Source organism: Pseudalkalibacillus hwajinpoensis (assembly GCF_015234585.1).
Lineage (GTDB): Bacteria > Bacillota > Bacilli > Bacillales > Guptibacillaceae > Guptibacillus > Guptibacillus hwajinpoensis_B.
The window spans coordinates 88,904-101,099 of the sequence record NZ_JADFCM010000008.1 but is presented as its reverse complement, the minus strand read 5'-3'; the positions used below and the strand labels follow the sequence as shown (position 1 = coordinate 101,099).

Below are 12,196 nucleotides of genomic sequence, written 5' to 3'. Positions count from 1 at the left end.
TTGTACTTTACCAAGGCGATAAACATTATTGATTTTATGACCATTTACACTCGATTGAGCCAATAATCGAGAATCAACAGTATAAACTATCAAAGCTTTCTCTTCACGTATGAAACAACTTACCTTCAAGCGCTTTTATATATCGAGTCGCCGATAGCTGAACAGATTGATCAGCATTGAATTTCACACTACGATGAAACGCATTGTATAGTCGATCATATTTTAGCAAATTCACCTTTCGCGTCATCTCTTCCACCTTTGATGCTGGCAATGGGATTAGATTTGGATAGCTATACATAAAGCTTACCCACTCTTGATCAGCTACAACTTGAATAATGTCTCCTGTTAAAAGCAAGCCCCTTCCTTCATTGCCTTCTGGTACATGAAGAACTGCTCCTCCTTGGAAATGGCCGCCAAGGCGATAAATTGTTAAATCAGACGTTAGCTTTAATTCCTCCCCACTCCAAAAACGAATCATTTCAGACTCTCTCATCACCCACTCAGAATCATCTTCATGAATGTAAATGGGAACGTTAAACGCTTCTGCCCATTCGACTTGTGCAGAGTAATAATGGGGATGCGAAAGAGCAATTGCATCTAAGCCACCAAGATCATTGATCTTTTGGATAGTATCTGCATCAATGTAAGAAATGCAATCCCAAAGCAGATTAAAACCTTTACTCTGAATGTGGTAAGCTGTTTGTCCAATCCCAAAGGTGGGGGCTGTCGTCACACTATGTAGTCCTTTTTCTTCCTCAATGATCTGGTTTTGAAATTGAGCTGCTTGCATTTCCTCCAATGTTGTCCACTCTTGCCCTTCAGGGTTAACGTATTGCCTTTCTTCTTTACATATGGGGCATGTATCTGGATTCTTTTCCATCAGCTCATATTGCGTCCCACAAGTGATACAGATCGGTCGTTTCATTCCTATCTCCCTCTTTCCAAAGATTGATATCTATATGGAAATAATAACCTACTTAAAGCAACAAAAACTCTAGCTATTTACTTATTTTCATCTACATCTTTAGATGGAGATAGGCTATGTTTAACTTGAATAAGTCAAAAACGTGGTTCAACAGGTTGCACCAATGTTGCACATAAAAAAGCAACCTGCCACATAAGGCAGGTTGCTTTGCGATTATTTCTGTTCTTTTTCTTGAGCTGGATCTTCTTGTACTGGTTCCATTTGATCCACAGTATAGTTGTAATCGTTACGATCAACAGGAGTGAAGCCTTCAGGTTCATAGAAACGAAGTAGGTCACCATAGACGACTTTGTCTGATAGTTCCAGTGACTCTTCGACAAACTGTCCTGCCTGCTCACATGCCTCTGCGTCTACTTTTTCTCCTGTAGGATTCGCATAGCACTTCTCGTTGACAGATGTTACTTCTGGTGTTACAAAATCGCCATTTCGGAAAGGTACAATCTCACGGTGATCTTCTGAAAGAAGATCGGATCCGAATGAGATAAAATCATCTGTTTCAACACCTAGTAGGTGAAGAACGGTATCACGAACGTCCATATGACCACCATATTCATGTACTTGCTTTCCTTCTACGCCAGGGGCCGTAATGAAAAGAGGGACACGCTGTAATTGAGCATTTTCATATGCGCCAACCTCTTCTCCCATTACCTCTGACATCGCCGTATTATGGTTATTAGAAATACCATAATGGTCACCATACATGACGATCATTGTATTATCGTACAGACCTGATTCTTTCAAATCATTAAAGAATTGTTCAATCGACTCATCCATATATTTTGCTGTTTGGAAATAGCCATTTACGACTGAGTCATTTGTTTCAGGTGTTGGGAAATCAACATCACCTTCGTCCATTGTAAACGGAAAGTGGTTTGATAAAGTAAGCATTTTCGCTTCAAACGGTTGTTCTAGACTTTCAAGATATGGAATGGATTGTTCAAAGAACGGCTTATCTTTAAGACCATAGTTATGAACATCTTCTTCATTCATATCGTAATAACTTGAATCAAAGAATTTCTGAATACCAAATGACTTATACATTTCATCACGGTTCCAGAATGTTTTCCCATTACCGTGTAGGGAAGCTGTTGAGTAGCCTTTTTGTTCAAGAATCGCAGGCTGTGCCTGGTAAGTGTTACGTGCTTTTTCCATTGCTACAGATCCACTTGGTAATGGATAGAGAGAATTCGCCATCATAAATTCTGCATCAGACGTCTTCCCTTGCCCAACCTGGTGGAAAACATTATCGAAATAGAACGTATTCTGATCTTCAATAAGACTGTTTAAGAATGGTGTTACTTCCTGACCATCAACTTCTTTTCCGATCACGAAGTTTTGAAGTGATTCTAATGAAATGTAAATCACATTCATCCCTTCAGCCTTACCGAAATACTCAGGGTTTGGTTCTGTACGGTTTGCCTCTACGAAGTTTCTTACGTCCGTTAAATCATCGCTACTTGCGAAAGCACTCTGAGAGCTTGACTTAACCGTCGTAACGACGTCAAAAATTTGATAATTAAACTGTCCAAGGTACTTTACAATGTACGTACGGTCAAATGCACGCGTTAGAAGTTCAGGACGATCGGCTTCAGCAAGCCCAAGGTTCACTGTAAAAAACACAGCTGCTGAGGCGAATACAAGCGCGATCTTTTTCTTTTTCATTGCTACTTGTGGTTTGATAACTTTAAACAAAATCAAGCTAAGGATAAGCAGTGTATCAATAAAATAGAAAGCATCCGAGAACTGCATTAAAGCAAAAGCACTATCTTTTAATTCTCCTGCATCATTTGTATGCATCACAGTCGGTAGTGTAATAAAGTCATTAAAGAATCGGTAGTACACAACGTTTGCATAGAGAATAAATGAAAGTACAAAATCAATAATGAGAATCGCCCATGCTCGTTTACGTCCTTTAAAGAACAGCGCAAATCCAAAGAATAGAAGTAATGAACTAATTGGGTTTAAGACTAATAGGAACGATTGCATACCATTTTGAATTCCAAGATCAAATTCAGTCTGATAGACAGCGTACATTTTTAACCAGAATAATAGAATCACACCAATGAACAGGGTCCATGGCTTATTAATCTGACTGCTTAGTTTATTTCGCATGTCAGTTGAAGACCTCCTTATATGTGATACAAATAACTTTTTAATCTATTTTAATTGTAAATTTGTAAATTCTTTTTAAATCCTAATACTTGAGTATAATACTCCCTAGAAAATTTAATGTCAACTTCCACTACAGGAGAGCATAAATCATTGTCATTCTATGAAAACGTTCTTTTAACACATTAGTAAAGTTACCTCGCGAATCGTAACGCTACTGTTAAAGATTAGAGAAAATAAGGAAAGGGATATACATTATTCGGAATATAAATGTAAAATACCTCCATTATATTTTTTCTCTTTCTTAAACTCATTTAAAACTTCTACATCTTTTCAATTATATTACATTTTCACTTTCTACAAAAAAGCATAAAGTCGCATATTTGGTTACAGAGTTGTGACAACTAAAAAAGCGCCTCGAGAGAGACGCTTTTCTTATTCATTAACAGCTTGTGCTTCAGGTTGACCTGTTTTATCTTCAGGTAAAGCTTTTCGAATAAAGAGAGCCACTAAGAAACCGACTATAGCAAAACCAAATGCTACAAGATAGACAAGTTCAACTCCTGATACGAGTGACTCGCTAATGGTTTGTGGGTTTGCTGGGTTTGAAGCATTATCGAGATAAGTCTGTTGTCGTGTTGTCATGATACTAATGAATACAGAGACACCGATCGCTCCTGAAACAGGTTGGAGCGTGTTCATAATGGCCGTGCCATGCGGATAGAGTTTTTTCGGAAGACCATTTAATCCATTCGTTTGAGCTGGCATCATGATCGCTGAAATCGATAGCATGAGTAAGATGTAAGTTACAACGATTAACGTAATCGATGTATTTATCCCTAACTTACTAAATGTAAACATCACACCAACAAGGACAAACGTTGCTGGGATAATTAGTTTTCTTGGACCAAACTTATCAAATAATTTCCCCATCACCGGTGACATCAATCCATTTAACAGCGCTCCCGGAAGGAGAATCAACCCTGCCGTTTGAGGAGATAATGCTAGCGGTCCTTGCATGTACATCGGAAGGATAATTTCTGATGAGAACATGGCCATAATGATAATGATAAACAATAATACGGCTACAGTGAACATCGGATATTTAAAAACCCGCACATCCAGCATCGGCTCTTCTATTTTCAGCTGCCTGATCACAAAAATAACGAGGGAGATAACTCCAATAACGAGAGGATAAAAGACTTGTGGTGCTAAATAGCCAACCTCTCCCTCTCCGGCAAAGCTAAACGCTAGAACAATTCCCCCAAATCCAATAGTAGATAAAAGGATGGAAAGCACATCTACTTTTGGCTTTGTTACCTCTCCAACATTTTTCAGGAATTTATATCCAAATGCGATTGAAAATAACGCAAAAGGAATAACCGTAATAAAGAGATAACGCCAGCCGAGCTGATCGACGATAATGCCTGAAAGAGTTGGCCCAATTGCAGGAGCAAACATAATAACAAGCCCTACTGTCCCCATTACAGTACCGCGTCGTTCTGGCGGGAATATAAGAAGAAAGGTGTTAAAAATAATTGGAATTAATAATCCAGTACCAACTGCTTGTAAAAGTCGTCCGCTTAAGAGAACTCCGAAAGTTGGCGCGATCGCACATATGAGCGTTCCTATTGTAAATACGGTCATCGTACCGATAAACATCTGTCTCGTTGTAAACGACTGAAGAAGAAGAGCCGAGATCGGAGTTAATATCCCCATCACTAGCAAGAATCCAGTAGCCATCCATTGAACTGTGGCAGGCGTTACACTAAATTTCTCCATTAAAGTGGTTAACGCGATATTCAATAGTGTTTCATTTAAGATGGCAAAAAACGCTCCGATAATAAGAGAGATCATGACTGGTTTGACGTTGAAATTCGGATCGTCAGCCAAAAATTCGTATGTTTGTTTTTCCTCCATCTATTCCCCTCCTTTTTCTATGACGGTTGCGTACTAAAAGCTGTATTTCTATTAGGATTTACCGTTCAGATGTCTTCTAAACAACAGTCCATATCTTACTATACCTGAAGAAGTAATAAAAGAAATTAGCTTATTCTTTCCTTTAAAAATAGGATTCATTGAATCAGCTTACTGCTCCTTCACTCCTACCCTAATCAGACCGAAATATTAAAGGTTTGTAAATAAGATTGGCAAGAGCTTGTTTAACTTTCTACTCCACTATACAATAATATTTAAAGTCAATATCGTAATCCGATATCGACTTTAGATATCAGAGAGGTGGCTGCTTTTGGATAATAAAATTCTACGAAAGCTTTTTCTAGGCTTCATTCAAATCCATATTCTCCATCATGCAAAGGAAGAACCGATATATGGAACGTGGATGCTTGAAGAACTGCGTGAACATGGCTATGAAATGAGCTCAGGGACCTTATATCCGATCCTTCACAGTATGGAGAAGGACGAACTGCTGACCAAAGCAGAAAGCAACGTAAATGGGAAAATTCGAAAATACTATCGCACGACCGATAAAGGTGAACTGGTCTTAGCAGAAGCTCAATCAAAAGCCTATGAGCTATTTAAAGAAATTAAAGACTAATGGAGGACAAACATGCCTGGTAAACATAGCTTCAAAACATTTATTGAAATACTTCTTGTATCATCGCGACTTGGTTTTACTTCATTCGGAGGACCAGTTGCTCACCTTTCCTATTTTAAAGATGAATATGTCGATCGAAAAAAGTGGCTTGATGATAAAATGTACGCTGACATCATTGCACTTTGTCAATTTTTGCCTGGTCCCGCTAGTAGTCAAGTAGGAATCGCAATTGGAATGATGCGCGGCGGGATACTCGGTGGCTTTCTATGCTGGTTTGGCTTCACGATGCCATCCATCCTTATTCTTGTCATCTTCGCCATGCTTTATCAAACCTTCTCACTCGGAGATGGGACATTTATTCATAGTTTAAAAATTGTCGCGGCTGCTGTCGTTCTACATGCCATCATTGGCCTAGGAAAGAAACTCACACCTGACCGAACGAGAATCGCGATCGCATTAGCGGCAGCACTCATTATGCTCCTCTACCCCTCAGCATGGATGCAACTACTTATTATCGTAGGCGCTGGACTGCTTGGGTTACGTCTTTTCAATGATAAGACAGAATCTAACTTAAAACCGTTTCCTGTTTCTTTATCAAAAAAAGTTGGTGTATGTGCGCTTATCCTTTTAGTAACGCTTTTAATCGCTTTGCCTATACTCAACAGCTTTACCGATAACGCCCTGCTTCATTTATTTGACATGTTCTTTCGAGTAGGAGCACTTGTATTCGGAGGTGGCCATGTTGTGCTTCCGATGATCGAACGCCAAATTGTTCCCCAGGGACTCCTCTCAGCTGATCAATTTCTAGCTGGTTATGGAATGGCCCAGGCTGTTCCAGGCCCACTGTTTACGTTCGCTAGCTACCTGGGTACGATGCTCGAAGGTATTACAGGTGCTATTGTCGTCACAGTGGCGATTTTCTTACCGTCTTTCCTATTGATCACGGCAGCACTCCCTTTTCTAAACGAGTTACGAAAACGCGCTTCTTTCCAAAAAATATTAATCGGAGTGAACGCGAGCGTTGTTGGAATACTATTGGCTGCCTTTTATGATCCCGTTTTCAAAAGTGCCATAATAAAAGGAGAAGACTTTGCCCTTGCAGCGATTTTATTCGCTCTCCTTTCAATTTGGAAACTCCCAGCATGGATGATCGTTTTAATCGGAGTTATCGGTGGTTATGTGATTCAGCTTATAAGTTAATGAAAGAAGACGTCGCAATAGCAACGTCTTCTTTCATTAACTATCGTTACTTCCATGGCCTTTATTGATCACTTGGCATCAAACCATCTTCAACTATATTAATGTCCCACGCTAAAATCGTCGTACTGTCTCTTACTTTCTTATTCTTTATTTCCTCTAATAACCTATGGATATCCTCCTTAATTAAATCGCCCTTCAATCGATCGGTCACTTCCACTGGTTGATGAAAATTCGAACCCGGACATTCAAGTAGTCCATCCGTTGTTAAAAAGATACGATTTATACCTTTTCTCAGCTCCTTTGTTCCTGTGCTAAAGCATGGAACGATTGTATCAAAGGTGTTCACTTCACCAACCCACTCATAGAAACTGCGATGGTTTTGAACCGCTTCCCCAAGCCCCTCTAAATCTGCGTGCATTAGAAACAACAAACAATCACCAACTGAGAACCACCATAAATACTTGCTTTTTCTAACAACGAGCAAGCATGCCGTTTCTCCTTCTACTTCCCTGCATTTTTGTTTAAAGTCTTCATCTTGGAAAAGCGCTAAGACTGCTGGCTGCAATTCACTCATCGCTTCTCTCGTTTCTTTGGCTATAATGCTTGAGATAATCGAACGGTTTCGCTCAAACTCATCTAGAATAAGCGCTGCACTACTGGCGGTTTTATGCGCATCTAAAACCATGGCTAATTCCCAATCACCGCCATTCCAAACAAGAGATCCATCTTCGTTCTTCGTTTGGCCAGCTGATGAATTTCCACCAAATCGCCCGACATGAACGCGCCCAACCTGAGAACACGATGGCTCATCTAGATATGCTTTCTCACTACCTACCCATCGTAAATGCTTTCCTTTCCTACTGTTTTTCTCAAGTTGCTCCGTCTCACCCATATTGATTTCAAGAGATTGGACCAGTTCTTCCGGATATACATTCAAAGTCTTTAATTTAGCTAACGATACCCAAACAGCCTTATACGTTCCTCGACGATGATCAGCCGTCGTAAATTCATCCCCTGTTCCGCTTCCAAAATCCCCTTGCATGATACTAGCCTTATAGTAATAATCTTCTCTATCCTGAAGGGTACAGTATAGCTCTGACAGATGTACCTCTACCCCAAGCTCTTCAACAGCTTCTCTTCTTGCAGCTTGTTCAGGCGTTTCGTTAGTCTCAATCCCGCCGCCTGGAATCACATAATATACTTTTCCATTTCGCTTTCGCTCTATTAACGCGATCTGATTATTCTCGATAAGAATAACTCCCGCTCTTTTTCTTAACACTAATGTTCCCCCTCAATTCGATTGCTTCAACATACTTACAACATTCGTAATTCAAGGGGGAACCTCCTTCTTTCTTTATATTATTGAAGACTACCCTTACAAAAACTGCATATTTCATAAGATTTTTTTTCAACCAGTTTTCGAAGATACAAAGGGTCATGTGTCCCCTCCCTTTCTTGAACAGGAGTAGTATGGAATTCACATTGATCTCCAGCGAAAGGTGTGCGGTGAATCACTCGTTTTGAGTGATCAATTAAATATTTCATCATTTTCCTCCTTGAATCATTTTCGGATGATAAGTACGTAACAAACTAGGAAGAAAATAAAAAAAGCCGAAAAGAACCAGGGACCTGGTTCTTTTCGGCTTATCACTGGTTCTATCGCCCAGTTTATTTCCACCTAATCTTAATTTGGTTTCATAATAATTATAATGTAGCTTTTATCTAAATTAAAATCCCAGTCTACAAAGATATCCTCCACTTTTGCGGAAAGAATCGATTCGAATTGATGATCATGAAGCAACCCTTTTTCAAGCCGCCTTTTTGTTAGCTTTAGTTCCTCTTCAAAACCATCGCGAATTAACTCTTTTTCAATCCGAACGAGAATACCTTCACGAAGAACAACTAACGTACGATCATTCAGCTTACAAGAGTCTACGTTTTCAGGCGCTTTTTCTGCAAGCTTACTAACGCGAATGATCTCATCATGAACTTGTTCTTTTTCTTTGTATCCTTCAAGTTCGCGTCCTTCAAATGAATTTACGTCTTTCATCACACCAATAATGATGCCTGATCGGTTATGAAGCGACCAATCATGGTAGAATAACTCGATTTCAAGATCTGCCATCACGCGGATGGACGCCTTAATCTCAGGTAGTAATCCCTGCATGAGAAGATCTCTTGTTTCTTCAACACGCATATCTTCTTTCTGATCGACTAGAACACGTTCCATTGGTGCTAGAAAGTCACGAAAATAGATTGTCATATAAGGCTCTTGTATCGACACATAAACGGACGCTGGCCCTTTTCCAAAATTATCTCTTAACAGTTTGCCAACATAGCTTGCAATCTCAGCTTCATTTGATTTACGTTCCATAATGTTCATCCTTTGTTTAGACAGGAACATATTATTCCCCATCCATTAATCATTATAGTAGTCTTTCCTAACCAATGAAAGAATATGGATTGATTTTGATATTTCAATTAGATGACAGAGCGTTGTGAAGGAAAAAACACTCCCTATCTCAACTGATTCAACACATGGTCTAATCCGTTAGGATAACAGTATTCTTTATCATTCAGTATGTCTTCGACCGCTAGCCATTGTGCCGCGGCTTCTTGTTCGATAAAGGAAAATCTTTCTTTCAAATAATGAGTCTCATCTATAAACGAAACCGTATACAATTGAATCACTTCATGAGTCCATTTCTGATCGATTTGAAATCTATTTTCGAGACAAGTTATGTATTTCTCCACTTTTATATCGATACCTAGCTCTTCTTTAAATTCTCTCACAACCGTTTCATTGGAGAGCTCTCCTACCTTTATATTCCCACCTAATGGACGATAATAACCTCCTAAACCATTTGAATGCTTTCCATAAAAAACTTCAACAAGAATCTGATCTTCTCTAAATAGAAGGCCGAGCGCTTTCACTTTAATCACATCGAGTTACCTCCTTTTTTGATTCTTCTTTTTCCTCTTCATCACTAACCAGACAACGCGCTGAAATACCACAGCAAGGGCACCGAGAGACATGATCATCCCAGGACGTGCCGCTCGATCATCTTCAAATAGGAAAATAAGCAGGATAGCAATGAGAACGAGAGAAAGAGTAAGAGTAAAGAGCACGCCTTTTTTCAATTCGAAGTCCTCCTTTTAGGTGAGTAAGGTGACCGCAGTAAGAATCCACTTTCACATAAACATTACCACTTAAAGCACCTTAATGACACTGAAAAACCAGAGGACATTATATCCTCTGGTTAATCCCTCTCTTACTTAAAAATTTGATCGATTCGCTGTACTTCTTCACTCGTTAACTTCACATCAAGCGTTTTTAAGTTATCAACGACCTGCTCTTGACGTTTGGCTCCTGGTATCAGGACATCAATGCTATCACGAGTTAAGTACCATGCCAGCACCATATGAGGAACCTCAACGCCTTTTGCGTTTGCCATTTCGCGAACCTGGTCAACCTTTCTAAGATTCTCTTTAAATGCCTCACCCTGGAATAAAGGATCCTTAGCACGAATATCATCAAAGGTTGTATTCTCATCATACTTACCAGCTAGAAGTCCTGAGGCAAGTGGAAAATATGGAACAAAAGAAATGCCCTGTTCTGCCGTATAAGGAAGGAGATCCTCCTCAGCTTCGCGATGGAATAAGTTATAGTGACTCTGAAGAACATCAACATATCCATCTTTATTCGCTTCTTTCAACTGCTCCAAGTTGAAGTTAGATACACCAATTGATTTAATTTTGCCTTGATCTTTCAATTCCTTTAGAGCTCCTACTGCTTCGGCTTTCGGAGTATCTTCGTCAGGAAAATGAATGTAAAATAAATCGATGTAATCTGTTTGGAGGCGATTCAAGCTATTCTCAACTGATTGCTTCAAGAAGGCTGGTGAATTATTTAAAATAACCTCTTCACCCTTAAATTCATGAGCCCCTTTCGTAGCGAGGACGATATCGTCGCGACTGCCTCGCTCTTTAATAACTTGACCAACGAGCTCTTCTGAACGCTCTGGTCCATATATATAGGCTGTATCAAGTAAGTTAATTCCATTATCAAGTGCTGCCCTTACGAGATCTTTCCCAGTTTCTTCATTTAAGTTCGGATAAATGTTATGTCCACCAACCGCGTTCGTACCTAATCCGATCGGATTTGCTTGTAAACCTGATTTTCCAATTTGTACTTTTGCCACTTTCATTCATCCTTTCTATTAAAAGCTTCGCAAAAGTACATTACCACTTCTTACTAATTGGAAAACATCGCTACGTGTTTTCAATACGGTTTTTTAATTCTTCAAAAGCTGGTTTCGCTATTATTTCGGATCGCATCAAACGCGAACGAATGCCATCCAACATCCCTTTCTCCTTTACACTCATCAGTTCAACATCAAACTTTTTATGAAACACAGTATAAAGCTCAAAGTCTCTTAATCGCAGGAAGTAAGGAATGGTCTTGAGCCACTCGTCTGAGACGTGAACTTCTTCTCGATATCCTTTCAAAAATGAACTTAAAAATTCTGTCGCAAAGGTTGAACGCTCCGTAAGCGAAGCTGTTCCACACTTTTGCCAGACAGCATAATAAACAGGGATCGCAATATCACTAATATAGTAGTGATACATACTATCGTCGAAATCGAATAGATGAATACTCTTACCATCAAAATGAAAATTGCCATAATGGACATCTGAGTGAATGAGACCAAACGTTTTTCCCGTTTCATGAAAGGTCTGTATCTCTTCGATTAATCTTTTACCTTCTATAATAATTCGGGCATCCTCTGTTTTTGAAAGATACCGATCGAATTGAAGCAGGTCACCTGCATCCCACCTCTGTCTCTTAACTGAAACCTGATTTCTCATCGAAATGTCGTGCAGTTTCCCAATTTCCTTTCCCCATGCTTCGAACAAGGGAGATCCAAATATAGGATCATCAACTTTAACCGCTCTTCCCGGTACTTTATTAAATAGACAGGCAAAGAACTGCCCATTTTCTGACGAAAAGATCTCAATCATTTTATTGTATTTTGAAGGATAAGCGCGCGCTACATGAGCGCCTTCATCGTATAAATGATTGACCCATACGAGTTCCGACTTCACTTCTTCTATTGTGCGATGTGAGCTATGAGTAAAGCGAAGGATCCAGGAGGTGTTTTTTTCTTCTACTTCAAAGACATAGTTTTCGAAATCCCCTAGCTTTTTCACACCTATCTTCTGAATACCAAACCGATCAATCGCTTCATCGACAAACGTTTGGGAGAACATTGCTTCAATCCACGCTTCCATCTCCACAACCTCCTTGTTTTCTACTATAAATAATTTCGACTCTCGTCTCACAT

At 39.5% G+C, this 12,196-nt stretch carries 12 protein-coding genes; 2 read left to right on the top strand and 10 right to left on the bottom strand.

The features are described from left to right. Positions 1 to 103: 103 nt before the first annotated feature. The 3 genes from IQ283_RS12100 to IQ283_RS12090 form a co-directional block, all read right to left on the bottom strand. Positions 104 to 925: a hypothetical protein gene (locus IQ283_RS12100; RefSeq protein ID WP_194220409.1), complete on the bottom strand. Its 822-nt coding sequence runs from the start codon at positions 923 to 925 to the stop codon at positions 104 to 106. Between the two features lie 213 nt (positions 926 to 1,138). Next, positions 1,139 to 3,097: an LTA synthase family protein gene (locus tag IQ283_RS12095; protein WP_194220408.1), complete on the bottom strand. Its 1,959-nt coding sequence runs from the start codon at positions 3,095 to 3,097 to the stop codon at positions 1,139 to 1,141. 432 nt (positions 3,098 to 3,529) lie between these two features. Then, complete coding sequence (locus tag IQ283_RS12090; RefSeq protein ID WP_194220407.1) at positions 3,530 to 5,014, bottom strand: MDR family MFS transporter; 1,485 nt, start codon at positions 5,012 to 5,014, stop codon at positions 3,530 to 3,532. A gap of 328 nt (positions 5,015 to 5,342) precedes the next feature. On the opposite strand from IQ283_RS12090, the gene IQ283_RS12085 reads away from it, so the two are divergent. Both IQ283_RS12085 and chrA read left to right on the top strand, forming a co-directional pair. Continuing rightward, positions 5,343 to 5,651 (top strand): PadR family transcriptional regulator, encoded by a 309-nt coding sequence (locus tag IQ283_RS12085; protein WP_194220406.1) that lies wholly within the window; start codon positions 5,343 to 5,345, stop codon positions 5,649 to 5,651. Positions 5,652 to 5,663: 12 nt separating this feature from the next. Then, the gene (gene chrA, locus IQ283_RS12080; RefSeq protein WP_194220405.1) at positions 5,664 to 6,851 is read left to right on the top strand and encodes a chromate efflux transporter; all 1,188 of its coding nucleotides are present in this window, start codon (positions 5,664 to 5,666) and stop codon (positions 6,849 to 6,851) included. 61 nt (positions 6,852 to 6,912) lie between these two features. Here the strand turns inward: chrA and IQ283_RS12075 are convergent, their stop codons facing one another. The 7 genes from IQ283_RS12075 to IQ283_RS12045 all read right to left on the bottom strand — a co-directional run bounded on the left by IQ283_RS12075 (position 6,913) and on the right by IQ283_RS12045 (position 12,143). Continuing rightward, on the bottom strand, positions 6,913 to 8,130 hold the full coding sequence (locus IQ283_RS12075; protein WP_194220404.1) for a protein phosphatase 2C domain-containing protein: 1,218 nt from the start codon (positions 8,128 to 8,130) through the stop codon (positions 6,913 to 6,915). Positions 8,131 to 8,210: 80 nt separating this feature from the next. Further along, a complete protein-coding gene (locus IQ283_RS12070; RefSeq protein WP_194220403.1) occupies positions 8,211 to 8,396 on the bottom strand; it encodes a hypothetical protein in 186 nt (61 codons plus the stop codon). Positions 8,397 to 8,535: 139 nt separating this feature from the next. Next, complete coding sequence (locus IQ283_RS12065) at positions 8,536 to 9,225, bottom strand: Na-translocating system protein MpsC family protein (RefSeq protein ID WP_194220402.1); 690 nt, start codon at positions 9,223 to 9,225, stop codon at positions 8,536 to 8,538. A gap of 143 nt (positions 9,226 to 9,368) precedes the next feature. Beyond that, the gene (locus tag IQ283_RS12060) at positions 9,369 to 9,794 is read right to left on the bottom strand and encodes an NUDIX hydrolase (protein ID WP_194220401.1); all 426 of its coding nucleotides are present in this window, start codon (positions 9,792 to 9,794) and stop codon (positions 9,369 to 9,371) included. A gap of 6 nt (positions 9,795 to 9,800) precedes the next feature. Further along, complete coding sequence (locus IQ283_RS12055; RefSeq protein ID WP_194220400.1) at positions 9,801 to 9,992, bottom strand: hypothetical protein; 192 nt, start codon at positions 9,990 to 9,992, stop codon at positions 9,801 to 9,803. 131 nt (positions 9,993 to 10,123) lie between these two features. Beyond that, entirely contained in the window at positions 10,124 to 11,059 is a 936-nt protein-coding gene (locus tag IQ283_RS12050) for an aldo/keto reductase (RefSeq protein WP_194220399.1), read from the bottom strand. Between the two features lie 64 nt (positions 11,060 to 11,123). Continuing rightward, the gene (locus tag IQ283_RS12045) at positions 11,124 to 12,143 is read right to left on the bottom strand and encodes a phosphotransferase enzyme family protein (protein ID WP_194220398.1); all 1,020 of its coding nucleotides are present in this window, start codon (positions 12,141 to 12,143) and stop codon (positions 11,124 to 11,126) included. Between the last annotated feature and the right edge of the window lie 53 nt (positions 12,144 to 12,196).